Genomic DNA, 26,164 nt, shown 5'->3' with positions numbered 1-26,164 from the left:
ATTTATATTTTTCAGGACTTTTGAAGGAGAAAACTTATACATTACTTTCTTCTTCGACTTTCCATCTCCTGCAAAATAATCAAGAAAAAGAAGGATTCTCAAATGTGATCCTTCTTATCTTTCACTAATATACCCTTTCTCCCTTAATCCAAGTTTGCAAGACGTTGACTTCCTTCAGTTTATGAGGTGATATTCCTTCTGGATGATCTGATAAAAGAACGAAATCGGCAGTAAACTCTTTCTCCAATTTGCCTTTCCACTCTTCTTGAAATTCTAATTCTGCACCTGTAGCTGTATAGGCTTTATAGATTTCACTTACCGACAGCCGCTCTTTTGGAATCCAGCCGCCTTTCGGATTTCCATCCTCGTCTTGTCTCATAACTGCCGCATAAATGTGAACGAATGGATTTAATTCACCAATAGGACAATCAGAGCTTCCGGTAAAAGGGATGCCCATTTCACTAACTGTTTTCCATGGATTACAATACTTTTCTTGTTCTTTCCCAACCCAATCAGCCGTTTGATCATATTCACCCATCATAAACCCTGGCTGAGTTTCAAGGTATGGCTTTACTTTCTTTAACCGTTCTAGTAAATCAGGCGCAAGAATTTGGGCATGTATGATCCTATGACGCATTTTGGAAGTGCCAACTTTCTCAATAGCCTTGAGCGCTTGCTCTACTGTACGGTCTCCGATCGCATGCATCGTAACTTGCATCTCATGATCGTCTGCAGTTTGGACCATTTCGTTAAGTTCTTCCTGTGAATAAATTAAAGCACCACTAGTTTCAGGTTTATCATGATATGGCTTTCGTAAAGCTGCAGTATGGAGACGCTGAGTTCCATCTAAAAATATCTTAAATGCGCCCATTCGCACCCTGTCCGTGCCATCTCCGGTTCGCCTATTATGATTATTCAAATATTTCTTCATATCATTAAGGTTGTACACATAATGATGGAGGTGAACTTGAACAGGCAGCTTCTCTTCATCTTCTAATCTTCTATAGCTGTCCCACACACGCTCGAAAGCTCCAGTGTAATTTAAATCGTCGGTATGCACTGACGAAATCCCGTGTTTCAACAAATGAGGAACCGCATCATGAATCGCTTCATATACTTCTTCTTCGCTTTTTTGTTTAAAATGAAATTTAATGAAATGCACAGCACTATCTTTAAAGCGTCCAGTCCATTCCCCGTTCTCGTCTTTTTCAATAAAACGATTATGGTTTTCTTCTAGCTCATCATTATCTCTAATAATTTTAAGTGCTTCTTCATTCACGATACATTCATGACCATCTTCATGCAGAAAGAACATAGGCTTTTTGTATTCTAATTCCTCGAGATCTTTAGCAGTCAAGAGATGGTCTATATCTGAGAATTGACTATCGATCAAACCTCGTCCTATTATCCAATCGTTCTCTTCCATCTTCTCTTCTGTATACCGATCTCGAACAATTTCCTTCATTTCATTCCATGATGTGACCTCTCGTAGATCCAATTCTTTCTTCATAAGTCCATATCGAAGGAGGTGCATATGTGTATCATTAAAGGAAGGAGCTACGGTTTTCCCCTCTCCTTCAATGACATCTTTCTCATCACCTTTATATAATCCCTCTTCAATTCTAGCAATCTTTCCATCTTCAATTAAAAGGTGTCCTTTGATTGTTTCATTCCCTGGTTGGTATAGTTCAACATTGTTAATTACCTTCATCTCCCCACCCTTTCAAAACACAGTCTTTCTATTATCTACCCGAGTGGGGACACAACTATTCGTAAAGAGGAGTCGTTTAAACACCTTTTAATCGATTTGTTTACGATACCACTCTCGTCCAAAATCGACCATTTTTCGCTGGTTGATCAACTTACAAGTTGCCTTTCCAACCTTCATACAGTTGAAATCCCCGCTTTTTTCGAATTCCTTCCCGATCTGTTCGAAGACATCTGAATCGTAGTCAATTTCCTCATATGACTTCCAAAGCCTTTCTCCATTTTCTATTAATGCAGCTGCTTTAGTTTGTAGAGGCTTATTCGGTCTAGCATGCTCTGCATAGTGAAGGGATGTATTGCTATCGTGTCCTACTCCAAGCAAAAGGATCATACCGTTTAACTGATAAATCTTCGCTAGTGGTGATCGATCGCCAAATCCGCTTTCTAGCGGCTGTTCTTCTATAATGTAGTCGCGATACTTTCCAAATGCTGCGAAGGAATAAGTCGGGTGGTTACTCCTTCTTACCCCTGGCATCGTTCGAAACAATTCTGCTATAACACCCATTCCTCTTGTTGGCGTCGTATCCTCACAAAATGCAGGCATGTTTTCTCTAATGATCGGCCACCACGATTCTGGAACAGGTGGATTCATCCAATTCGCGGGGTCAGAATTTCCAGCAGATTGTGTGGGCATCACGATCGTGCCATCATGACCGACAGCATCGGCCAATGCTCGTATTACCGCTTCAGCACCACCGCATACCCATCCGAGAGAACTAAGAGAGGAATGAACAATAATGGTCATTCCCTCTTTTACACCTAACTCCCTGAAATCATCTACTAAGCTAGCCATCGTATGCGGTTCGATCATACTTTCTGTCGTTCGTTTTTCAGTCATTCTACTTCCCCCTGTAACAACTCGTATAATTCGTTTCGTTTTTCTTCCATCTTTTCTTTCTCACGATAAAGAGTCTCGAGTTCCTTATGATCGCTTGTCCTTAGCAGCTTATCCTCGAGGTTATACAATCCTTCCTCAATTTGTTCAACTTCCTCCTCAATCGTAGCTGCTTTCTTCACAGGTGTTTTCTGCTCAGGCTCTTTATACTCTTTAGACCCTTTTCCTTCTTTCAAGTCGCTCTGATTTTCAGAAAGCATCTCAATATGCTTCACTCTTGCTTGACTGTATGACTCTAAATAGTGATAGAGTTTCCCTTCTTGGAGCCAATACGTAATTGGAAAACACTTGTTCAATAAATAGCGATCATGTGAAACGCAAATGATCGTTCCAGGAAACCGCTCGATCGCATCTTCTAGCACTTCTCTAGAATCGATATCAAGATGGTTCGTTGGTTCATCCAGAACGAGTAGGTTGATATCTTTACTCATCAGCTGAGCTAGACGAAGTCTCATCTTCTCTCCACCACTTAAAGAAGAAAGTTTTGAGAACACGCTATATCCATAAAATAAGAAACGGGATAGCTCATGACGTGCATCACCTTCAGCAACTTTCGCTGTTTCGCGATAGACGTCAATCACCCTCGCGTCCTCCCGATCTTCAAAAACGTGCTGAGAGAGATACCCAACCTTCAAGCTGGACCCTTGTACAACTTTTCCATCAGCGGGTTCGTGCTGACCAAGTAGGACTTTTAATAGCGTTGTCTTTCCACTTCCATTTTTTCCAACGATTGCAACCCTTTCCGGATAGCGAATACTCCAATCAACGTTCTTTAATAGTGGTTTACTAGTAAATCCAGCCGTCACATTTTCAAACGTGATCACATCTTTCCCGCTTCGATTTGCCATGTCAAATTCGAGTCCCATCTTTCGTCGTTCTAGAATCGGACGTTTGACCTTATTCATGCGTTCTAAAGCTCTTTCCATATTCCTTGCTCGTTTGTGAAGAGCAGCATTTGGAGGATTCGCCTGATTTGCCCACTCTCTTAAACGCTTTATCGCTTCTTTCATCTTCTTTATCTTCTTCTGTTGTTCTTGGAAAGCTTGAAATTCTGCTAGAAGCACCTCTTCTTTTTTCTGAACGAAATAACTATATGAACCGACGTATATTGTTAGTTCCCCGTCTTCTAAATCCATCACTTTAGTAACGACTTCATCAAGGAAATACCTATCATGCGAGACGATGAGAACAGTACCTTTGTATGCTCGTAAAAACTCCTCTAACCATTCGACCGCGTCTATATCAAGGTGATTCGTCGGTTCATCGAGTAAGAGAAGATCTGGTTCTTTCAACAAGATCAATCCTAAGCAAACCTTTGTTTGTTCTCCCCCGCTTAGCTGAGAGAACGCAGTATCTAGTAGATGGCTGATGCCTAAACCGTTGGCTACGGTTTTCACCTTGGAATCTGTTTCATAACCACCTCTCCTCGAATACTCGTCAAGGACATGTCCATACTCTGTTATTACTTTTTCATTAGCTCCCTTCGCCATCTCCGCTTCGAGCTTTTTCATTCGGTCAGCTAGATTTTCAAGGTCGCTGAAGGCATCGTTCAATACATCTCGAGCAGTACCTTTGTATTCAGGTATTTGAGCTAGATAGCCGATCGTAGTGCCTTTCTTATAATGAATGTCACCTTCATCCGGTCGTTCAACGCCAGCAAGCAGTTTAAACAACGTTGTTTTACCGCTCCCATTTCTTCCTACGATTCCAACCCGATCTCCTTCATTTATTTCAAACGTTATCTCTTCAAAAACGGTGTTTCCACCGAGCATTTTACTGATCGATAGTGCCGTGCAAACCATCATGATTATCCCATCCTTTTTCGATAATAAAAAAAGCCACAGATAAGGATACACCTCACCTGTGGCTACTTCTTGCATAAAAAAGAGCGGCAAACTACGCCGCTCCTCTCTCTTATATTAGTTCCGTCTGAAGTAGGGTAAGAGCGCCTTACGCGATCGTCGTGCTTATGAAGTTGCTAAAAAAGGGCATACGTGTCCCGTTAGCAGCTCCATCATGAATAATCGCACGGCAACAGCTAGCATAATCAACAAATTCCGCACGAACGACAGCGTTTAACATCTCTTACCTCACCTCCTTCATTTAATACTTTAACTTTATCTAAAGTTTCAGAAAAAATCAACCCTCTGTTACTTTTAGACCAACTACTGAAATAACGATGAATGATATCAAAAGGAGTTGGATTCGATTTCTTGGTTCTTTAAACCAATACATCCCGATCAGCACACTTCCAGCAGAACCAATTCCTGTCCAAATCGCATACGCCGTTCCGACCGGCAGTGCCTTAAGTGAAAGGGAAAGCATAAAAAAGCTCAGCATACCAAAGGCGATCGTCATAAGAGATGCCTTGAGGTTTCTAAATCCATTGGATAACTTAAGACTGGTTACCCCACCAATTTCCGCTATCCCAGCAATCAACAGTGCAATCCATGCCATCTCGCAACCCTCCTACGCTTCAGATTGGTTTGAGGTTAACTTCAAACCAACGATTGAAAAAATGAGTAATACTACAAAAAACACTTTGAACAAATTGACCGTTTCATTTAAATAAACCATCCCTACGATCGTTGTTCCAGCAGCTCCAAGGCCAGTAAAAATGGCATAAGCTGTTCCGACCGGCAAATATTTAATGGCCTTACCAAAAAAGAAGAAACTGATCCCGATACCGGCGACTGTCAATATACTGATGATTGGATTACTGAATCCATCAGAATACTTTAGACCAAGCGCCCATCCGACTTCCATCAATCCACCGATTACAAGAAAGATCCATGCCATCTCAATCACCTACTCTCATATAGTTGATGCCATTTATAAATAATGCCCATGAATGTTCAAGACGCTTACTATGTTCTTCTTTTGAATAATAGAAGAGCTGCTCAAACACACCGTCTAACAAACATAAATACGCATCGAATATTTGATCACAGTCAAGTTTCGAATCCATTTTCTCGAGGATCGAATAGACCACTTCTTTCATCACACCTTCTGTCGCTTCAAACATGTCATAAATATCACTTCGCAACGATTCAGGTGGAAACAAGAACATCCGTTTAAAGATCAGACCTAATTCATGATTCTGTAAATACGCCGTATTTCTTATCAAAAGCGTATAAAGTTGCTTCTCAGGATCTAGAGAAGCTATTTCCTTTGCCGTCTCTTCAAAGAATGTATTATAGTCGATCGTTACTTTATTAATAACGGCAAGAAATAAGTCTTCTTTATTTTTAAAATGAGCGTAAAGGGAAGGTTTCTTAATTCCGACTTCATCTGCAATATCATTGAGAGAGGTTCCTTCAAACCCTTTTTGAGCAAATAATATCAATGCTTTTTCCTTAATTACCTTCTGAGTTTCTTGTGCCATTTCGACAACCTCCCTACCATTCGTTAGGTAAACATCAAAATAAAGAACGGTTACCTACCGTCCGTTAGTTAGTGTACCAAATTTTTATCCACAACGCAAGTTTCCTTAAAACAAAAAAAAGGACCGGCATATAGCCGGTCTTCCTGGTAACGGAATATTTGAAAGGGGGTCTGGTAATAGAGTAACAAAATGGCAATAGACACGAACAGAGCAAGATAACCCATTCCATTTGAACCTGTTGATCAGTTTACCCTCAAAAGCATATCAATAGATCTAGGACTAAGGTATTGTTTTTTGTATCACGTTTCAGAAACACGCCTTTTGATTCAGTGGAAAGATTGAAGGAAAAATTTTCTCTAAAATTTCTTTATATTTCAATTTACCAACAACCTCTGAAAACATATTTCCCTCCTGTAGCTTTTGTGTCAAAATAGTTATTGTAAAGAGATTGAAAGCAGGTGGAGATAAAGAATGTATTGTCCACATTGTGGAAAGAAAAGAGATAGTAACGACCAATTTTGTTTCTCCTGTGGAAAAGAACTCGTCTCCCAAACGAAGGGAAAACGTTCTTTCTTGGTTCGTTGGTTACCGCTTATGATTTTCTTTGTAATCGGTATTACACTCTCAAGCTATTACTACTATGAAGAGTCTGTAACGAATGCAGCCATCCGTTCATTTGAACAAGGAGAAAAGCTAGCAGAAAAAGGTAATTATAAAGAAGCGCAAAATAAATTTGAAGAAGCGAAAGCGCAGCGTGATCAATTCCCCGCTGCACAAACCAATCAAAACATGATGAAGACAGCAATCGAAGTTGAAAGTACGCTGAACTCAGCTGAAAAAGCTCGCAAAAAAGACGACTACTCTCAAGCATTAGAACTCGTCGACAACGCCGAAACTGAATTGAACCAATTTAAAGGGCCTTTAGTCACGGATCTCCAAAATGATATCGCCTCAGCGAGAACAACCGTCATGGTAGCCGAACTGAAGTTTGATATGAAAGGAAAGAAATCGGTCGAAGCCCTCAAGCCAGTGTTAACTAGAGCAGAAACGCTTGAAGTTGATGAAGCGAAAGAAGTAGCGAATCAAATTCGTAACCAGATCATTGAGTTCTCTATGAATGAAGCGAACAAACATTTAAAAGACAATCAGTTTTCGAAAGCCCTCTATGCAGTTGAAGATGGGTTACAGATCAATAGTGAAAACGAAAAATTATTAAACTTAAAAAGCGTTATAGAAAAGAGAAAGAACGCATTCGAAGAAGAACAGCAAAAACGGATTGAGCAAGCAATGGTAGCGGCAGCGAAAGAAGAAGAAATGAACCGCACCAACGCCATAGAATTAGTCGATGCTAAAACTTCCGTCACCGAGTATAACGAGCTCAAAATCACAGGCAATGTTAAGAGTAAAGCCACTGTTCCTGTTTCATCGATCGGTGCATCTTATCAAGTACTTGATAGTGAAGGTAAGGTTTTTCGAAAGGGCGAAGTCTATATAAACCCAGAAACACTCTATCCTGAAGATACAGGAAAATTTGATTTCACAATTTATGAAATTGATAAAGACGTCAAAAACCTAGACGAATACACCGTAAAAATCGACCACTTCACGTGGTTCGTAGAATAGCAGAAAGGAGTTTCATAACGAGATGATTAATAAGTCTGCTATTATCTCCCTAGCTGCCTCATTACTTTTAATAGTAGGAGGCAGCGTGGGTTTTTATTATTTATATGACCATTATGACAGTACCACTGTCAACGCCACTTCTTCCTTAGGGGAGGAGTCTGAGACAACAAGCTCCAAAGAAGATAGTGAGGATTTAAAAAGCATCATTCATGATACTCAGAAAAGCGTTGTGCAGATCAACGTTCAGTTGAAAGACGGAACTTCTTCTGGTTCTGGCTTTTTATATAACAATCTTGGTGATGTGATTACAAATGCGCATGTCGTTGAAGATGCTGAAAAAATCATCGTAAAAACATCCGATGCCAAACAATTCGAAGCGCAAGTAATCGGTATGGGTGAGACAATCGATATAGCTGTCTTACGGGTTCCTGGTCTGAAAGATGCAGAACCTTTACCTGTCGCAGAAAAAAGAATGGCTGAAGTAGGTGATGATATCATTGCTCTAGGGAGCCCACTTGGCTTACAAAACACCGTTACGACAGGAATCATCAGCGGCCTCGACAGAGAGTTCATTCTTGAACCGTATCGTTATGAGAACATTTACCAAATCTCCGCTCCCATTACAGACGGAAATAGCGGGGGGCCTCTTATTGATGCGAATACAGGTGAAGCGATCGCAATCAATTCAGCTGGTACTGAATCCGGAGCGATCGGGTTCAGTATTCCGATCAAGAATGTGATCGAACAGCTTACATCCTGGTCAAACGACCCAGTAAAAGTAACTGTCGACGACGAGAGCCAAGAGTCTGTCTCGACTCCACAAGGACTCACTGGCGAAGATTTTGAAGAAAATGCACAGTACTTAATCGGGTATTTTTACGAAAGCCTCGCGACACAAGATTATGTAACAGCCTACTCTCTTCTCGGCAGCCGCTGGCAAAACGAAATGCCTTACGAAACATTTAGAAGCGGGTATATTCGAACCCTCGATGTAGAAGTATCGAACATGGCGGGCACGCTGAATGAAAACAATGAAGAAGTAAAAGTAACGGCAACGATCGAAGCGCAAGAGCGGACTGATGATCAAAAAACAAAAACATCTATGTACAATGTGACCTATCAAGTGGGTTATGAGAACGATCATTTAAAGATTCTGAGTGGCACAGCGAAAAAGCTTAAATAAGAAACAAAAGCATGGGGTAAACCCCATGCTTAGCTTGTCGAGGAACCTATTTGCGGTGCTCCCGATACCGTAGTCGATGACGATCGCATGCTTTCCGCGGACGAACGCAGGAGTCCGCGATCGTCTCTCCTACTTGATGAGAGTTGATCCAAAACGAACGTTCCGTCCAATGGTTTAACAGACAGATATTTCACTATCCATCAACATTAATTAGAATGGAAATGATCAACTACTTTCATCTAAACACCGAGACTTTCTCTACACACTGAGCATGGGGCAAGCCCCATGCTTTTTAGTTTGGAGGATAGAATCCTTCTTGTGAAATGAAGATGTTTCCCTCGCTAAACTTCTCTAACAAGCGATTCTTTATTTTTAGGTAGGTCTTCCGATCATACCAATCCCCTAAATTGTGTTCTTCAAACAATTTACGAATTCCGAGCTGTTCAGTCCTTTTTCCACCGCTTCCATCTCCCATAAAGAAATCATCGAGCGTAACTCGATTTACAGCACGATGCAGTTTCTCCGGGAAGTCCTCTGAACATGGTAATAGCGGTGCGATTGCAGCTTGAACGGGTATACCTGCCTCTCGTAATTCTTTTAATGCCTTCAATCGCCCTCCTATCGGCGGCGCTTGGGGTGCGAAAATCTTCCTTACTGACTCTAAATCAGTCTCGACCGTGATGCTGACGAGAACTTGATTGCCAAGCTTTTTCAACAGGTCGATGTCCCTTGTCACAAGAGGTGACCTTGTTTGAAGAAAAAGAAAATCTGGTGTCTCTTCAAGCATAGCTTCAAGAAGGCTTCTAGTTAATTCTGTTTTGTATTCAATCGGTTGGTAAGGATCTGTAGAGGAGGACATAAAGATCGAGACTTTCCCTTTCTTCTTTGCTTTTGGAATCTCTTTCTTTAATAATGCGACTCCATTTTCTTTAATGTCCACCCACTCTCCCCAATCTTCCTCTCGAAACAAAGCGATCGGCATTCTCCTCACATAGCAATAGGAACAACCAAATGCACAGCCAGCGTAAGGATTCAGCGTATGACTATATCCATTTAAAAAACCGCTCCCCTTCGTCAAGATCGTTCGGGACGTACGGCTTTGAATGGAAGGCTTCATTCTATCCCTCCTTCTAGCAAGAACGTAGGTTCTTATCTCTATACATAAAAATCCCCGAAAATGGAGAATATAAACATCGAAAGGTGGTTACGTATTATGAAGATGATAGTACCTCTACTTCTAATGATGGGTATCCTAATCTCACCAAATGAAACAAAAGCAGCGCTCCCAGTTAAACTCCTTCAAGAGGAATGCCCTAATCTTCAGAAGGTGAATAACCCGAGCTCAATCCAAGAACTTCAGGCAAAACTACAGGTAGTCGTTCCATCACTTATGACCCAGGACCCAAATGCGAAAAGTTGGCGGGTGTTGTCCACAACAAAACTAAATCGTTCTTCTCCTTACTATAAACCGGCTGTAAAAGCATGTAGCAAAAAAACTGCCGATCAAAGCTACCTTGTAGATGTTCTTGTGACGAAGAAGTCGACGAACTTCCCTGTTCATATTCACCTATTTGCAACGAATCAGGTTGAAAAAGGCTGGCAGCTTTGGGGATTGACGACGTATTGATGTAAACGTCCGATAGACAGCTTAACCCCCGATCAGGAAACTGGTCGGGTATTTTAATGCATATATCTTTCTAGGAACTCTTTAAATAGACTCGCTTCTCGTGAAATATGGTGATAGACCATATACGTATACACTGTCGGGAGCTTAATTTCACTCGTTTCCACTTCTAACATCCTTCCTTCAAGCAGCTCTCTTTGAACGGCAGACCTTGGCAGAAAAGAAAATCCAAGCCCCTCTTCAATAAAACGCTTTGTTACATGCACCTGAGAGACCACCATCGTCCGAATTCCTTCATACCTTGCACGTAGTTCGATCAATAGCTCTTCCCAATACCCTGGGTGTGAATACGTAAGCAATGTTGTATGGTTACAATACTCTTCAAGACTTAATGGCAAGCTCGTTTCGGCATCACCACCATCATGAGGAACGACGAGCACAATTGGATCTGGACCCATTTTTTCTGAGGTGAGATGCTGCTGTATGGCAGCCATCCTCGATAACCCTAAGTCAGCTGAGCCATCAGCTACACTATCTCCAATATCAGTAGACTCACTCACCTTTACCACAACTTCTATCGAAGGGTGCTGTTTCATAAACTGCTGCAGGACGTAAGGCAAAAGGGTCGCAGCTAGTAAAGGTGATACAGCAATCGTTATCTTCTTATCGTACCCTTGATTCCACCCTGACATATGTTGAAGGCTGCTATTATAGTGGTCGACCATTGTTTTTGCATATGGTAGGAACTGTCTTCCTGCTTCAGATAGCACCACACGTCTCCCGTTCTTCACAAAGAGCTTACTGTTCAGCGCTTTTTCTAATTGTTGAATATGTACTGTTACAGTAGGTTGAGCGAGATATAACTTCTCTGAAGCTTCTCGGAAGTTTTCATAGGTGGCTGCAGCAACGAACGTTCGAAGCCAGTTCAGGTTCATTTCTTCCCTCTCCAATCAATTATGATTCTCTATCAATAATACTGTTATTATTTATTAGTCATAATGATAGCGAAGCGATACACTGAAAACAAGAATATAGATTGGAGTTGATGATATGGTTCATGCTGGATTAAAGGGAATTGTTGCTGCTGAGTCAGAAATCAGTCTTGTTGACGGTGAAAGAGGCCAACTCGTCTATCGTGGGGAGTGGGCTTCCACTTTAGCAAAAGAAAAGTCGTTTGAGGAAGTCGTTTATTTCTTGTGGAATGGGTCATTTCCAAGTGAAAAGGCTCTTAAAGAATTTTCTACTAAACTTCTAGAAGCAAGATATCTCAAACCTTATCAAAAAGACATACTAGACCGACTACCTGATAGTATGGATATGATGGCTGTGATTCGAACAGTAGTTTCATCCATGGGTAACAAGGCGGACACGTTTCCTTCCACCGAACAAGAAGGAATCAAAATCGTGGGTCTCATTCCAACGATTATTTCGTATCGCTACAGATCATTGCAAGGAGATCCTATCATTGAACCAGATGCTTCGCTCTCGCATGTTGCAAACTTTTTGTACATGCTAAAAGGAAAAACGCCTGATGAAAATCATGTAAAGGCGTTGTCAGCTTATTTTGTCTTAACGATGGAACATGGTTTGAACGCTTCAACCTTTACTGCCCGTGTCATCGCCTCAACAGAAAGTGATCTCGTATCAGCGATTGCTGGTGCGATCGGTGCAATGAAAGGACCATTGCATGGTGGTGCTCCTACTGGAGTGATCGACTTACTTGAAGAGATCAAGAAAGAAGGAAGTGCAGAACGCGTCTTAAAAAGGAAGTTAGAAAATAAAGAAAAGCTAATGGGCTTCGGCCATCGAATCTATAAAACACGCGATCCAAGAGCTGCTGCGCTCAGTGACATCACTTCAAATTTCTATGATGATGAGGAATTTAAGCTAGCTCATGAAGTGGAGAACAAAGCTGTTGAACTACTAAAAGAGCATAAGCCAGGAAGAAACCTTTATGCGAATGTAGAATACTATGCAGCTGCTATCCTGCGCTCAATCGAGCTTCCAACAGAATTATTCACTCCGACCTTCACCGCAGCAAGATGTGCAGGCTGGGTCGCACATGTCTACGAACAAAACCAAAACAACAGCATCATCCGCCCTTCCTCCACCTATACTGGGGAAATCCCTGAGGAGTGACCTTCCGGAGTTACGTAGTGACAGGCACCGCCCGGTATTTGTCGAAGGGGGAAACAAAAAGAAGCGCCAGCCCGGCGCTTCTTTTAATCTATTACCCTTTATAAGGAATCGGATCAGTTGAACCTGCTTCTTCAAATCCTTTTAATCGAAGACGACAGCTATCACATTCCCCACAAGCTTCTTCTTCTCCGTTGTAACAAGAAGTGGTCAACTCATAAGGCACATCTAACCTTAACCCTTCTTTAACCGTTTCAGCTTTCGTTAAATCGATCAATGGCGTCTCGATTACCATGTTACTACCAGTTGCTCCTGCTTTTGTTGCAAGGTTTACCGTTTCATTCATACTCTCGATAAACTCAGGACGACAATCCGGATAACCGCTATAATCGACCGCTGACACCCCGATATAGATGGCCTCCGCTCCAATCACTTCAGCATAAGCTGATGCTAGCGAAAGAAAGATCATATTCCTTGCAGGCACATATGTTGCAGGAATCTCATCTTCATCCATGTCAGTTGGAACATCGATTGACTGATCTGTTAGTGCACTCCCACCGATTTGGTTCAGAAAGCTAATGTTTACAATCCGATGGTCTGGTGCTTCATAGTACTCAGCCACCTTCTTAGCCTGCTCGACTTCACGATTATGCTTTTGCCCATAGTGGAAGGTAATCGGATAAAGCTCATATCCTTTTTCCTTCGCCATTCCCATACAGGTCGTACTATCAAGTCCACCACTCAATACGATGACTGCTTTTTTACTCAATCTACACACCTCTTTTATTAGGATCCCAAATGATTTTATGAAGCTGCATGCTGAGCTTTACTCTACTCAGTCCAGCATCGAGTATCTTTTGAACGAGTTTATTCGGTGGCATCGTTTCCCACACAGGACTATAAAGAACCTGACCTTTATCATGATGCTCAGCCACAACCTCCGTCGCCACATCGAAATCTTCGTCAGACCCAATAACAAACTTGATTTCATCCTGTTCATCGAGCAGGGCGAAATTATCATGAAGCATACGATGCTGCTCACCGGAATCAGGAAGCTTATAGTCCATCACAAAGCGAACCTTGCTTTCCCACTCCTCATTTTCACTTCTCACTTGTTTATATGGCGCAAGATCGATTGCACCGTTCGTTTCGATGTGAATATCTTCAATATGCGGAAGGTCTACCATCGCTTGTAACAGAGCATAGGACTTTTCACGATGAATCAACGGTTCACCGCCCGTGTAACAGATATGCCTGCTCTTATACTGCTTGATTTGATCGATAATATCTGAAATCGTGGCCGTGTACTCAGCCTTATCAGGTGCATAGCTATATGGCGTATCACACCAAGTACAGCGAAGGTTACAATGAAACACTCTTACAAAAACAGTTGGAAATCCGGCCCTAGTCCCTTCTCCTTCTACCGTTTCAAACACTTCAACCATCGGAAGGTTCCAATTCATATATTCTGATCGTTCAGGTAATGTCCACTTCATCATTCTGATTCCATCCATTCTCGCTTCAATGTTGCGTAGCTTGTCGGTGTTTCATACAGAACGAGCTCTTCGAGACGCTGGCCATTATCTCGCATTTCACGGCTATCAAGAGCAGTATCGAGCTGTTCCCAAATCCAAACGATCATGTTCTCCGCAGTTGTATTCATGTTTGGAAGAACTTCATTTAAATAATGGTGATCAAGCTTTGAATCGATCACATCTTTAAACAATGCTTTGATCTCACCGAAATCTACTGAAATACCGATTTCGTTGACATACCCGCTAATCGTAATAACTAATTTATACGTATGACCGTGCATACTTTTACACTTGCCTTCATAACAGTGTAGGTGGTGTGCTGCGTCGAACGTAAATTCCTTTGTGACAGCCACACGCTTATTGTGATATTTTAATTCGCTTTTTTGAATATCTTCTCCAAGCAATTCAACTTTCTTAGGAATCATAAAAGACATAAAAAAAGCTCCCTTCTTTTATTCATTAGAGGGAGACGCATGAAAAAACCTTCTTTCAACGAGAAGGCATGCTACATTTCATGGGTCCCTAGTTTTGTTTTACGAGAGGAGGGAATTCCGAACTCTCCAACCTGATAATAATATCATAACACGTTTTTTGAGAAAAGCTTCTGGTAAATCTCTCCCTTATAAGAAATATAGCAGGTAAAAGCAATTGCATTACAAATGAATTGCAATCATGTAAACTTGTAGATGGACAACTATCTATAGGAGGTGACATATCATGAACCAAAACCAAGGTATGATGGAAGGAATGGGTATCCTTTTCGGTTTATTCGGTTTCCTTTACATGGCAATCATTTTATTTATCGTGATCTTAACGATCGTCTTTATCTTTAAAGCAATGGGATTCATGAAGCGAAAAACTGCGTCTGACCAGGAACAAAACGAACTACTTCGACAGCTCGTTTCAAAGCAAGCGAAGACGCATGACCATGATTCAACAGGTCATTAATGTGAAAGCCCACCTTTAAATAGGGAGGGTTTTGTGTGTCAAAAGCAATAGTTAAAGCCGTCCTTATTGGACGGCTTTCGCTAATTGCTCGCGTATTTATCTACGAACCGCTCGATTCGTTTCACAGCTTCTTGAAGGGATTCAAGGGATGTTGCGTAAGAGCATCTGACATACCCTTCGCCTCCCTCTCCAAATACATGACCAGGTACAACCGCTACTCGTTCCTCATGCAGCAGCTTCTCCGCGAACTCATCCGAAGTCATCCCTGTTGATTGAATAGATGGAAATGCATAGAATGCACCTCCTGGCATGCGGCAAGATAACCCCATCCTGTTAAATGATTTCACAATAAAGTTCCTTCGCTGACGATAACTACGCTTCATACGCTCTAAATCTTCACGACCATTACGTAGTGCTTCAAGTGCGCCATGCTGCGCGATCGTTGGAGCACACATCATCGTATATTGATGAATCGTAAGCATTACCTTCAAAATTTCTTCAGGCCCAGTTACGTAACCAAGTCTCCACCCGGTCATCGCAAAGGCTTTTGAAAACCCTGAAATCAAAATCGTTCTTTCTCTCATTCCAGGTATTCTAGCGATACTGTAATGTGGTTGATCATACGTAAGCTCAGCATAAATCTCATCAGATAACACGAGTAAGTCGTGATCTTCAATAACTTTGGCTACATCCTTCAATTCATCTTCTGTCATCGTTGCGCCTGTTGGGTTACTTGGGAAACAGATGAGCACTGCCTTCGTCCGCTCTGTAATCGCTGACTTCAACTTCTCAGGTGTAAGCTTAAATTCATCTTCCTCCACCGTTTCAAGAGGCACAGGTGTCCCTCCTGCAAGGGTAACTGCAGGTGAATACGCAACGAATCCAGGCTCCACGATAATTACCTCATCGCCAGCGTCCAGTATGGAACGAAATGCTAAATCGATTGCCTGACTTGCCCCAACCGTGCAGATGATTTCTGTCTCAGCAGAATACGAAAGTGCGAACTGTTCTTTTAAGTAAGAAGAAATCTCTTGACGTAAATTCAACAAACCCGCATTAGGGGTATAAGCCGTATAGCCATTTTCTAAGGAAGCATAGCCAGCTTCACAAACATTCCATGGTGTTACAAAATCTGGCTCACCAACACCAAGAGAAATGACATTATCCATTTGAGATGCGAGATCAAAGAACTTACGAATGCCAGAAGGTTTTAGCTTCGCAGCATTTTTTGAAACATAGTCGCTTTGAACCTGACTCATGGTGACACCACAATTCGCTTATCTTTCTGTTCAGGCTCAAAAATAACACCATCATGCTTATATTTTTTCAACAGAAAATGAGTCGTGGTCGAAAGAACAGAATCAAGCGTTGACAGCTTATTTGAAACAAAAAACGCTACTTCTTTCATTGTTTTTCCTTCGATTTGAACGGAAAGATCATAAGCACCCGACATCAAGTAGACAGTCTTCACTTCAGGAAAGCGATAAATACGTTCAGCTACATCATCGAACCCAACGTCTCTTTTTGGCGTTACCTTGACATCGATCATCGCAACGACACCATCTTTTCCTGCCGCTTTATCCCAATTGATAACGGATGAATAGTTTAAAATAATGTCTTGTTCCTCTAGAGAAAGAATACTCTTTTCCACTTCCTCTACGGGTAAGTCAACCATATCAGCAAGCACCTCCAACGGGATGCGAGCATTATCTTCAAGAATTTCTAGGATTTCAATTTCTTTTTCATTCACGTTAGTTCCCCCAGTTCACTGCATTTTTTCTACTATATCATGCTTGAAAAGTAATTTCATCAGTGATGCAATGCGTTAAACTCATAAGCATGACGGTTAATCGATAATACCTGACTCTAAAATCCCAACAGTTGGTTTAATCTTGATATCGAGACCTGTATATTGATCTTCCCAATTGGAAAAGTTGAATTGCCTCGTCTGGCTCCTAGCCCGATCCCCAAGTGCTAGAGGGTCGATCTGTAAGTCTTGAAACTTCTTTATGAGTTTCAAGCTGTCTTTCTGAATTTTCTCTTCAAACTCTTTCGCAATCATCTTCTTAATTTTGTCGTCTAGTTTATCTCCAGTATACTGTGCGATATTTGCTTTTATATCCACTTTGATCGAGACCTCAGGAGAAGTGTTTCCATTATCAATCGTATAATCAACATGAGATTTCACTTTGTGGAGCGTCGCAAAATTACCGTCTGAAAGGGCAACTTCAAATAACCCTGCTTTATGATTTTTGTTAATTAATGTAAACATAAACATCTCTTCTAAATCTAGCTCCCCCACCATCTTCTCACCTTTAAAGAGAGCTAAACCCGAGACAATGATTTCATCCTCGTTCTTTTTTAAAAGAGGCATATAAGGATCCATGCCTTTACCATAATATTTATAATCGAATAAGTGAAGATTGTTTTGTGGCATATTCCCGTACTCTATCGACTGTCTGATCAATATTTGCAGAAACGGTCCAATTCCTTGAAGGTATTCGAACTCTTCTGTAATCAAGTCCCCTGCGCTTCCTTCCACTACACCTATATACATTAAACGCCCAGATGCAGGATCACGTAAGAAACTGTCCAGTACCCTTAGAACGCCTTTCTCTGCTTCCTCTTCCCCAAATAGCATCACAGCCATCTTTCCAATCGTTATCGGCTTTGGCACCCCACTCAACTTGTTTCTGAGTCCTTTAGATGTATGTGCTTCTGCCTGGAAAGTTCTCGTCTCCACTTCCTGATTTGGTTTGAATCTTTGAAGAGAAATGGTTCCTTTAATCTTTCCTTCGCTTCCTTTATCGAATCCTGCAATAAATACCACGGGTACTTCATCGATGATTTCAGTTGAAACACAAGATGTTAGTAAGAGACACAGCATGAGTGAAACAGCTAACCTTTTTTTCACCTCGTCACCCTCCTTCGAATGACACTATATAAGAAGATGATCGGGACATAGATGTAGAAAAAGTACGTACCGATCGAGGCAGTAACTGTGTTTAACATGTCGATCTGTTCACGCGTTGCAATCATGACACATGCTAGGAAGACGAGGAACAGCAAGACGATCGAAAAATGTTTTTGTTTGATATGTAACGTTTTTTTACCGATTCTTGTTGCTGCCCAAATGTATAAACAGAGATTGGGAAAAATAACAAAGCACCAAAACGTAATCCCTATATACTCAAACCTCTCTACGAAAGGAAGCTCAACCATTTTCCAAGAAACCAACGTAGACCAAATCGTCTGCTGCAGCTGCTCATCGCTATAGAATGCGATGGAAATCACCATCACAATCAAGTAGATGACCGTAGTCCCCATAATACCTAAATGAGCCCAAATCCTTGATTTCTTAGGATTTTTAAGGAAAGGGTAAGCAAACAATAGGATCTCAGCTCCTAGATAGCTCAACGTCATTTGCTTTATTCCCATTGCGAATTCTTTCAAAGAATGATCAAAAACAGGGAGTAAATTCGTAAAAGATGAAAATTTCGCTGGCGACACCGCTGTCGTGATTAACCATATAGGTAAGATCACACCAAAAAAAGATACGCCGACTACTGTGCGAAACCCACCCGCCAGCACATAATAGGTTAACAACAAATACATGATTGCTGGAATCCATGTTTGCAGTTCGGGAAACATCCATGCTTGTATCACTTCAATAGACGTTCTCAGAACGATGACAGCACCAAGTAACATATATAACATAAAGAGGATATTGAGGAAGCCCCCAATCCAACTCCCAAACCACTTCTTATGCAGATCGATGATATCTTCGTTATCATCACCTAGTATGACGTACATCATCCACACAAACACATGAAAAATGAGCCCGGTGATAATGACAACGATCCATGCATCCTGCTCTGTATATTGTGTGATATACCTTGGAAAACCAAGGATACCGACGCCAACTTGATTGCTATGAATGATAAACATCACTAGAAAAGAGGAAACAAGAAGATCTTTTTTACGGTTATTTTCCAAAATACTCACCCTCTACTGCTCATCGAAGTCCAGTGAATTCCGTTTTTTTTCCTTCTTATCAAGAAACCTCGAAACTTTTTCTGTTCGAAAGAAATGAGCCCTCTTTTTTTGCATTACATACGGTAAGCGAAAGAACGAATCATACCAATCCATAAGCCTCGGCGGATATAGCGGAGCAAGATATGGACTTCCGAATGAAGTAAGTCTAATTAAATGAACCAGAACAAATAAACTGAATAAAGCAATTCCTATCAAGCCAAGAAAATGTGCAAATAGAATCAATGGGTACCTTAAGAATCTAATCGTATTCGTCATTCGATATACAGGGGTTGTAAATGACGCAAGCGCAGACAGCGCTACAATAATAAGAAGGATATTACTTGTAAGGGATGCTTCTACGGCAGCCGTCCCAATGACGATACCTCCCACGATACCGAGAGTCTGTCCGACTTTAGAAGGCATTCTCGCTCCTGCTTCACGCAAAAGGTCGATGGTGATCTCAAGGAATAGCACCTCGATAACAGGGATAAATGGAATGTCACTTCTTGAAGAAATCAACGTTGCAAGAAGTTTTGAAGGGAACAATTCAAAATGGTACGTTAACACAGCTACATACAAAGGGGTTGCAACGATCGACATTATAATAGAAAACATCCTGATAATCCTAAAAAATGATGCAATGTTCCATCCTAAATAATAATCCTCGAATGATACTAGAAGTTGTCCAAAATTAATCGGACCGATCAATGCATTGGATGATCCCTCTGCAAGAATCGTAATTGCTCCGTAATTCAGATGCCCAGTTATTCTGTCTGTCCGTTCCGTATCGATCATTTGTGGAAAAACGGAAAAAGAGTTGTCTTCTAACATTTGTCCGAGGAAGGATGAGTCTGCTATGATATCGAAATCTATATCCTCAAGTCGTTGCATGACTGTATTCACATTTTGTTCTGATGCAATATCTTCAATGTAGATAACAATTACTTTGGTCTTTGAAACAGTTCCAATCGTTACCTGCTTCATTCTTAGTTTGGGATGAGGGATTCGTCTCCTAATCAAGTTCATATTTGTTTGAAGGTCTTCGATTAAGCCCTCTTTTGGTCCCATGACACTGAACTCTATCTCAGGAGCAGATAAGTCTCTAGATTTTGTAAGACTTAAATCCATCAACAATACATTTGAATCGTTGGATAAGCGTACAGCTAAATAACCATTCATCAAGCGCTCTTGTATTTTCTTTGCATCCGATGTGATCTCTAGGTTCTGGATTGGAATCTTAGACTCTAGCTCTTCAAGTGATTTCATCTCGCATTCATTAAGCTTCGGCAGCACATTTCGATGAAGCTGTGCTGGATCAATAATGGAAGCAAAATAAATGATCGTATAAGAAATTGCACTCCTCTTGTTATGATAAGTCACAAAATCCGAAGACTTACTTAGGTCCTCTAACATTTCATCTAATGTCATCTCTTTTTTGAATGGTGCTTTCTGAAACCACTTCACGTCGATCAGCTCCGCTGCTAAGTCTCTTTTAGGTAGCATGCGCATTTCTATCTACGTTATCCAAATACAAAAACCAGGCACTTAAGTGCCTGGCTCAAGAAAGTTCTTTATAAACTGCTAAAACTTTTTTTCTTTGCTCTTTATGATCCACCGATGGCTCTGGATAGTCTTTGCCAATCATGCAGTTACTTTCAACCTGCTCCTCATGAGACATCTTTGATGGGTTATGAATATAAGCCGAGGGAACATCTCTTAACTCTTCGACATATTTCTTAATAAACGTTCCATCCGGATCAAAACGCTCACCTTGTGTAGTCGGATTAAACACTCTGAAGTAAGGAACAGCATCGGTTCCAGTCGATGCTGCCCACTGCCAGCCGCCTGCATTTGAAGACTCATCATGATCGATCAGTTTCATTTCAAAATGCTGATCTCCAAGTCTCCAGTCGATCATATAATCTTTGGTTAGAAACGAAGCCGTTATCATCCGAAGACGATTGTGCATCCATCCTTCATTGTTTAATTGCCTCATCCCAGCATCAACGATTGGAAAACCAGTTTTCCCTTCTTTCCACTTTTGAAGCCGTTCTTCATCATTATTATTCCAAGGAAGGTCACGATATTTTGAGTGAAACTCTTCTTCTCGTAACGTAGGAAAGTGATAATGAACCATCCCATAAAAGTCTCTCCATGCAAGCTCTTGTAAATATGCTTCTACTCCTGTATTATCTTTTTCTGCAACTAAGTGATATAACGTACGTATCGACAGACAACCTGTTTTTAAATAAGGAGATAGTCTACTCGTACCAACCACATAAGGAAGGTCCCGATTGTTGTCATAATCCTTTAATCGATCACTTACAAACCCCTCGGCACGCTTCCGAGCGTTTTCTTCCCCTATGCCCTGCCACTCTCGGTCGCATTGACTCAGCAAGGAAGAAAACTCTTCTGAAGACTTTTCATCAAGTTCCTCATTAAATGATCGTGCATACTTCTTCAGCATTTCTCCGTCGATTTTTACGACCTCAGGTTTCTTCTGCTTACTCCATTGTTTGTAATAAGTGGAGAAAACCTTATACATCGTCCCGTCATCCTTCTTAACTTCCTCTCCTGTATGCAAGTGATAGTCTTGAAAATCATGCGACTCAATCCCTTCACTCTCAAGCCATTCTCTCACCTTTTCATCTCTCTTTGCCCCATAGCCCACATCATCTCGATTGAAGAAAACAGCTTTTACCTCTTTTAACTCGTTCGTTACTTTTTTGAATACATCAACTGCCTCTCCATACACAACCTGAAATGGCAGCTTCATATCTAAACAGCGTTCTTGAAATTGCTTCACCGTCTGGAAAAAATAATCATGATGCGAGTCGATCGCCTGAGTAAAATGAGGATCCAATTGAAACACCCCAACCCAACGTGCATCATGTTCCTCACAATATTCGATCGCTCTATGTAATGCTGTATTGTCCTCTAATCTAAAATCCCGTCGAAACCAAACGATCACGATATCCTTCATGTTCTCACCTCTCTTTGTTATCGTACCGTTTTTATTCCCTAAAAGTGAAATTCTAATAGGCTTTGTGTGCTTTTGCGTGTGAATGTGAAAGGGTATGGTGGAATTGTGTTGTTGAGATGGGGGATTTTTAGCGGATATCAGCGAAATATTTGATTTATCGGCGAAATCGGGGGAGATATCAGCGAATTTTTCGTTTTATCAGCGAAACAGGGACATTAATCAGCGAAATTTTGATTTTATCAGCGAAACGGTTGTGATAGGGATTGATTAGTCAAAAGCACAATCAGATAAAATCTACTGGGGGTTGGAATCGGTACGATATCCGCGACTTTTTCGTTTTATCCGCGAAAAGGATAGATATATCCGCGCTTTTCGATTTATATCCGCGATTCTGAGATTATATCCGCGAAACCCCTTTTCAAGAACCCCTGATGACTCACCCCCGCATTCAAACAAAACAAAAAAGCCAGAGCTCAATGCTCTGACTTCTCACTTGCCTAGCGACGTCCTACTCTTGCAGGGGGAGAGCCCCCAACTACCATCGGCGCGCGAGCTTAACTTCCGTGTTCTCATACGGGGCGCGATAAGCGGCGAACTTCTTCGTCAGCTGCGCGATGCTGGATCCTCATAGATCTCCGAATATCTACTCCGGTCCAGCCTCACTTGCTTCCTCGAATTTCTTGCTTCTCCCACCCCTACGAAGCTTTCGAAGATGCCCTTTTCTCTCTTCTCAATGAAGGTACTTACCTTACGGTATCGCAATAAAAACCAAAAAAGCATATAAAAAAGCCAGAGCTCAATGCTCTGACTTCTCTCTTGCCTAGCGACGTCCTACTCTTGCAGGGGGAGAGCCCCCAACTACCATCGGCGCTGAAGAGCTTAACTTCCGTGTTCGGCATGGGAACGGGTGTGACCTCTTCGCCTTCATCACTAGACTATTCAGGTATTCCCTGAAAACTAGATAGCACGCAACATCGTATTCCAATTTTTTAGGTTAAGCCCTCGATCGATTAGTATTCGTCAGCTCCACGTGTCGCCACGCTTCCACCCCGAACCTATCAACCTCATCATCTCTGAGGGATCTTACCAGCTTGACGCTGTGGGAAATCTCATCTCGAGGGGGGCTTCATGCTTAGATGCTTTCAGCACTTATCCCTTCCACACGTAGCTACCCAGCTATGCTCCTGGCGGAACAACTGGTACACCAGCGGTGTGTCCATCCCGGTCCTCTCGTACTAAGGACAGCTCCTCTCAAATTTCCTGCGCCCGCGACGGATAGGGACCGAACTGTCTCACGACGTTCTGAACCCAGCTCGCGTACCGCTTTAATGGGCGAACAGCCCAACCCTTGGGACCTACTTCAGCCCCAGGATGCGATGAGCCGACATCGAGGTGCCAAACCTCCCCGTCGATGTGGACTCTTGGGGGAGATAAGCCTGTTATCCCCAGGGTAGCTTTTATCCGTTGAGCGATGGCCCTTCCATGCGGAACCACCGGATCACTAAGCCCGACTTTCGTCCCTGCTCGACTTGTAGGTCTCGCAGTCAAGCTCCCTTGTGCCTTTACACTCTGCGAATGATTTCCAACCATTCTGAGGGAACCTTTGGGCGCCTCCGTTACTCTTTAGGAGGCGACCGCCCCAGTCAAACTGCCCACCTGACACTGTCTCCGCACCGGATCACGGTGCTGGGTTAGAATGTCAGTACAGCCAGGGTAGTATCCCACCGACGCCTCCACCGAACCTAGCGGTCCGGCTTCTATGGCTCCTACCTATCCTGTACAAGCTGTACCAAAATCCAATATCAGGCTACAGTAAAGCTCCATGGGGTCTTTCCGTCCTGTCGCGGGTAACCTGCATCTTCACAGGTACTATAATTTCACCGGGTCTCTCGTTGAGACAGTATCCAAGTCGTTGCACCTTTCGTGCGGGTCGGAACTTACCCGACAAGGAATTTCGCTACCTTAGGACCGTTATAGTTACGGCCGCCGTTTACTGGGGCTTCGATTCAGAGCTTCTCCCGTAAGGGATAACCCCTCCTCTTAACCTTCCAGCACCGGGCAGGTGTCAGCCCCTATACATCGCCTTGCGGCTTGGCAGAGACCTGTGTTTTTGCTAAACAGTCGCTTGGATCTTTTCACTGCGGCTCCCCTGGGCTATTCACCCGAGGAAGCACCCCTTCTCCCGAAGTTACGGGGTCATTTTGCCGAGTTCCTTAACGAGAGTTCTCCCGATCGTCTTAGGATTCTCTCCTCGCCTACCTGTGTCGGTTTGCGGTACGGGCACCTCTTTCCTCACTAGAGGCTTTTCTTGGCAGTGTAGAATCAGGGACTTCGGTACTTAAATTCCCTCGCCATCACGACTCAGCCTTCGCGGTGAACGGATTTGCCTATTCACCAGCCTAATCGCTTGGACGCGCATTTCCAGCAGCGCGCTCTCCCTATCTTTCTGCGTCCCCCCGTCGTTCAAACGGAAAGGAGGTGGTACAGGAATATCAACCTGTTATCCATCGCCTACGCCTTTCGGCCTCGGCTTAGGTCCCGACTAACCCTGAGCGGACGAGCCTTCCTCAGGAAACCTTGGGCTTTCGACGGACAAGATTCTCACTTGTCTTTCGCTACTCATACCGGCATTCTCACTTCTAAGCGCTCCACCAGTCCTTTCGGTCTGACTTCGCAGCCCTTAGAACGCTCTCCTACCATTGTCGTAAGACAATCCACAGCTTCGGTGATACGTTTAGCCCCGGTACATTTTCGGCGCAGCGTCACTCGACCAGTGAGCTATTACGCACTCTTTAAATGATGGCTGCTTCTAAGCCAACATCCTGGTTGTCTAAGCAACGCCACATCCTTTTCCACTTAACGTATACTTTGGGACCTTAGCTGGTGGTCTGGGCTGTTTCCCTCTCGACTACGGATCTTATCACTCGCAGTCTGACTCCCGCGGATAAATCGTTGGCATTCGGAGTTTGACTGGATTCGGTAATCCGGTAGGGACCCCTAGTCCAATCAGTGCTCTACCTCCAAGATTCTTGCCGCGAGGCTAGCCCTAAAGCTATTTCGGAGAGAACCAGCTATCTCCGGGTTCGATTGGCATTTCACCGCTACCCACACCTCATCCCCGCATTTTTCAACATGCGTGGGTTCGGGCCTCCATTCAGTGTTACCTGAACTTCACCCTGGACATGGGTAGATCACCCGGTTTCGGGTCTACGACCACGTACTCCTTCGCCCTATTCAGACTCGCTTTCGCTGCGGCTCCGCCTTCTCGGCTTAACCTTGCACGGGATCGTAACTCGCCGGTTCATTCTACAAAAGGCACGCTGTCACCCATTAACGGGCTCCAACTAGTTGTAGGCACACGGTTTCAGGTTCTCTTTCACTCCCCTTCCGGGGTGCTTTTCACCTTTCCCTCACGGTACTGGTTCACTATCGGTCACTAGAGAGTATTTAGCCTTGGGAGATGGTCCTCCCGGATTCCGACGGGGTTTCACGTGTCCCGCCGTACTCAGGATCCGTCTCGGAGGGCAGCGGATTTTGACTACAGGATTGTTACCTTCTCTGATGGACCTTTCCAGGTCGCTTCGTCTATCCGTGCCTTTGTAACTCCAATGAGACGTCCTACAACCCCAGAGGGCAAGCCCTCTGGTTTGGGCTGTTTCCGTTTCGCTCGCCGCTACTCAGGAAATCGCGATTGCTTTCTCTTCCTCCGGGTACTGAGATGTTTCAGTTCCCCGGGTATGCCTTTTACTTCCTATGTATTCAGAAGTAAATACCATCCCATTACGGATGGTGGGTTCCCCCATTCGGAAATCTCCGGATCAAAGCGTACTTACTGCTCCCCGAAGCATATCGGTGTTCGTCCCGTCCTTCATCGGCTTCTAGTGCCAAGGCATCCACCGTGCGCCCTTAGTAGCTTAACCTTAGATTTCGCTAGAAACAGTGTTCTAACGTCATCGGTGCACATCGTTAGATGTGACTAACTAAGTTATAACGCAAAAAATAATAATTATTGGATGTCGTTGTTTGTGCTATCTAGTTTTCAAGGAACAT

23 protein-coding genes, 2 rRNA genes and 1 pseudogene are annotated in these 26,164 nt (G+C 42.8%); 6 read left to right on the top strand and 20 right to left on the bottom strand.

The window, feature by feature from the left end; genetic code table 11:
* Nucleotides 1-124: 124 nt before the first annotated feature.
* From PFZ69_RS08630 to PFZ69_RS08600, 7 genes are all read right to left on the bottom strand, one after another.
* Nucleotides 125-1,711, bottom strand: a complete 1,587-nt coding sequence (locus tag PFZ69_RS08630) for an amidohydrolase (RefSeq protein ID WP_270180672.1) — start codon at nt 1,709-1,711, stop codon at nt 125-127.
* A gap of 87 nt (nt 1,712-1,798) precedes the next feature.
* Nucleotides 1,799-2,605, bottom strand: a complete 807-nt coding sequence (locus PFZ69_RS08625) for an aminoglycoside N(3)-acetyltransferase (protein WP_270180671.1) — start codon at nt 2,603-2,605, stop codon at nt 1,799-1,801.
* A complete protein-coding gene (gene abc-f, locus PFZ69_RS08620; protein ID WP_270180670.1) occupies nt 2,602-4,467 on the bottom strand; it encodes a ribosomal protection-like ABC-F family protein in 1,866 nt (621 codons plus the stop codon). Before abc-f ends, PFZ69_RS08625 begins: the two co-directional genes overlap by 4 nt.
* Before the next feature lie 145 nt (nt 4,468-4,612).
* Nucleotides 4,613-4,744 (bottom strand): RAxF-45 family protein, encoded by a 132-nt coding sequence (locus tag PFZ69_RS08615; protein ID WP_270180669.1) that lies wholly within the window; start codon nt 4,742-4,744, stop codon nt 4,613-4,615.
* A 57-nt stretch (nt 4,745-4,801) separates the two neighbouring features.
* Nucleotides 4,802-5,119: a DMT family transporter gene (locus PFZ69_RS08610; protein WP_270180668.1), complete on the bottom strand. Its 318-nt coding sequence runs from the start codon at nt 5,117-5,119 to the stop codon at nt 4,802-4,804.
* A 12-nt stretch (nt 5,120-5,131) separates the two neighbouring features.
* Nucleotides 5,132-5,461 carry a DMT family transporter gene (locus PFZ69_RS08605; RefSeq protein ID WP_270180667.1) on the bottom strand — a complete coding sequence of 110 codons (330 nt, stop codon included), beginning with the start codon at nt 5,459-5,461 and terminating at the stop codon, nt 5,132-5,134.
* Between the two features lies 1 nt (nt 5,462).
* The gene (locus PFZ69_RS08600) at nt 5,463-6,047 is read right to left on the bottom strand and encodes a TetR/AcrR family transcriptional regulator (RefSeq protein ID WP_270180666.1); all 585 of its coding nucleotides are present in this window, start codon (nt 6,045-6,047) and stop codon (nt 5,463-5,465) included.
* 471 nt (nt 6,048-6,518) lie between these two features.
* Between PFZ69_RS08600 and PFZ69_RS21015 the strand changes: the two are divergent.
* From PFZ69_RS21015 to PFZ69_RS08590, 3 genes and pseudogenes are all read left to right on the top strand, one after another.
* Nucleotides 6,519-6,584, top strand: a pseudogene (locus PFZ69_RS21015) (zinc-ribbon domain-containing protein); the annotation flags it as partial.
* Between the two features lie 36 nt (nt 6,585-6,620).
* The gene (locus tag PFZ69_RS08595) at nt 6,621-7,670 is read left to right on the top strand and encodes a hypothetical protein (protein WP_270180665.1); all 1,050 of its coding nucleotides are present in this window, start codon (nt 6,621-6,623) and stop codon (nt 7,668-7,670) included.
* Nucleotides 7,671-7,692: 22 nt separating this feature from the next.
* Nucleotides 7,693-8,853: a S1C family serine protease gene (locus PFZ69_RS08590; RefSeq protein ID WP_270180664.1), complete on the top strand. Its 1,161-nt coding sequence runs from the start codon at nt 7,693-7,695 to the stop codon at nt 8,851-8,853.
* A gap of 292 nt (nt 8,854-9,145) precedes the next feature.
* Here PFZ69_RS08590 and PFZ69_RS08585 read toward each other — a convergent pair whose 3' ends face one another.
* On the bottom strand, nt 9,146-9,970 hold the full coding sequence (locus PFZ69_RS08585) for an SPL family radical SAM protein (protein WP_270180663.1): 825 nt from the start codon (nt 9,968-9,970) through the stop codon (nt 9,146-9,148).
* Between the two features lie 96 nt (nt 9,971-10,066).
* On the opposite strand from PFZ69_RS08585, the gene PFZ69_RS08580 reads away from it, so the two are divergent.
* Entirely contained in the window at nt 10,067-10,480 is a 414-nt protein-coding gene (locus tag PFZ69_RS08580) for a hypothetical protein (RefSeq protein WP_270180662.1), read from the top strand.
* 53 nt (nt 10,481-10,533) lie between these two features.
* Here the strand turns inward: PFZ69_RS08580 and PFZ69_RS08575 are convergent, their stop codons facing one another.
* Nucleotides 10,534-11,412, bottom strand: a complete 879-nt coding sequence (locus PFZ69_RS08575; protein WP_270180661.1) for a LysR family transcriptional regulator — start codon at nt 11,410-11,412, stop codon at nt 10,534-10,536.
* A gap of 115 nt (nt 11,413-11,527) precedes the next feature.
* Between PFZ69_RS08575 and PFZ69_RS08570 the strand changes: the two genes are divergently transcribed.
* Nucleotides 11,528-12,616, top strand: coding sequence for a citrate synthase/methylcitrate synthase (locus tag PFZ69_RS08570; RefSeq protein WP_270180660.1), 1,089 nt, complete (start codon nt 11,528-11,530; stop codon nt 12,614-12,616).
* Between the two features lie 91 nt (nt 12,617-12,707).
* Here the strand turns inward: PFZ69_RS08570 and queC are convergent, their stop codons facing one another.
* Genes queC through queD form a run of 3 tightly spaced genes read right to left on the bottom strand, consistent with a single transcriptional unit; the run spans nt 12,708 to nt 14,582 of the window.
* Nucleotides 12,708-13,382 (bottom strand): 7-cyano-7-deazaguanine synthase QueC, encoded by a 675-nt coding sequence (queC, locus tag PFZ69_RS08565; protein ID WP_270180659.1) that lies wholly within the window; start codon nt 13,380-13,382, stop codon nt 12,708-12,710.
* Between the two features lies 1 nt (nt 13,383).
* The gene (locus PFZ69_RS08560) at nt 13,384-14,112 is read right to left on the bottom strand and encodes a 7-carboxy-7-deazaguanine synthase QueE (protein WP_270180658.1); all 729 of its coding nucleotides are present in this window, start codon (nt 14,110-14,112) and stop codon (nt 13,384-13,386) included.
* Nucleotides 14,109-14,582: a 6-carboxytetrahydropterin synthase QueD gene (gene queD, locus PFZ69_RS08555; protein WP_270180657.1), complete on the bottom strand. Its 474-nt coding sequence runs from the start codon at nt 14,580-14,582 to the stop codon at nt 14,109-14,111. Before queD ends, PFZ69_RS08560 begins: the two co-directional genes overlap by 4 nt.
* A 283-nt stretch (nt 14,583-14,865) precedes the next feature.
* On the opposite strand from queD, the gene PFZ69_RS08550 reads away from it, so the two are divergent.
* A complete protein-coding gene (locus tag PFZ69_RS08550; protein ID WP_270180656.1) occupies nt 14,866-15,096 on the top strand; it encodes a hypothetical protein in 231 nt (76 codons plus the stop codon).
* An 80-nt stretch (nt 15,097-15,176) separates the two neighbouring features.
* Here the strand turns inward: PFZ69_RS08550 and PFZ69_RS08545 are convergent, their stop codons facing one another.
* The 8 genes from PFZ69_RS08545 to PFZ69_RS08510 all read right to left on the bottom strand — a co-directional run bounded on the left by PFZ69_RS08545 (nt 15,177) and on the right by PFZ69_RS08510 (nt 26,034).
* The gene (locus PFZ69_RS08545) at nt 15,177-16,355 is read right to left on the bottom strand and encodes an aminotransferase (RefSeq protein ID WP_270180655.1); all 1,179 of its coding nucleotides are present in this window, start codon (nt 16,353-16,355) and stop codon (nt 15,177-15,179) included.
* Complete coding sequence (locus tag PFZ69_RS08540; RefSeq protein ID WP_270180654.1) at nt 16,352-16,846, bottom strand: Lrp/AsnC family transcriptional regulator; 495 nt, start codon at nt 16,844-16,846, stop codon at nt 16,352-16,354. The genes PFZ69_RS08545 and PFZ69_RS08540 overlap by 4 nt, the downstream gene beginning before the upstream one ends.
* A gap of 96 nt (nt 16,847-16,942) precedes the next feature.
* A complete protein-coding gene (locus PFZ69_RS08535) occupies nt 16,943-18,010 on the bottom strand; it encodes a Ger(x)C family spore germination protein (RefSeq protein ID WP_270180653.1) in 1,068 nt (355 codons plus the stop codon).
* Nucleotides 18,007-19,092 carry a GerAB/ArcD/ProY family transporter gene (locus tag PFZ69_RS08530; RefSeq protein WP_270180652.1) on the bottom strand — a complete coding sequence of 362 codons (1,086 nt, stop codon included), beginning with the start codon at nt 19,090-19,092 and terminating at the stop codon, nt 18,007-18,009. Before PFZ69_RS08530 ends, PFZ69_RS08535 begins: the two co-directional genes overlap by 4 nt.
* 12 nt (nt 19,093-19,104) lie before the next feature.
* Nucleotides 19,105-20,595 (bottom strand): spore germination protein, encoded by a 1,491-nt coding sequence (locus PFZ69_RS08525; RefSeq protein WP_270180651.1) that lies wholly within the window; start codon nt 20,593-20,595, stop codon nt 19,105-19,107.
* Nucleotides 20,596-20,689: 94 nt separating this feature from the next.
* A complete protein-coding gene (locus tag PFZ69_RS08520) occupies nt 20,690-22,114 on the bottom strand; it encodes a cryptochrome/photolyase family protein (RefSeq protein ID WP_270180650.1) in 1,425 nt (474 codons plus the stop codon).
* A gap of 818 nt (nt 22,115-22,932) precedes the next feature.
* A 5S ribosomal RNA gene (rrf, locus tag PFZ69_RS08515) occupies nt 22,933-23,049 on the bottom strand.
* A 55-nt stretch (nt 23,050-23,104) separates the two neighbouring features.
* Nucleotides 23,105-26,034: ribosomal RNA gene (locus PFZ69_RS08510) — 23S ribosomal RNA — on the bottom strand.
* Between the last annotated feature and the right edge of the window lie 130 nt (nt 26,035-26,164).

Origin of the sequence: Alkalihalobacillus sp. CinArs1 (assembly GCF_947387515.1) — a bacterium.
Classification (GTDB): Bacteria; Bacillota; Bacilli; order Bacillales; family Guptibacillaceae; genus Guptibacillus.
The sequence above is the reverse complement of the archived record's forward strand: the minus strand, read 5'-3'. Positions and strand labels throughout refer to the sequence as shown.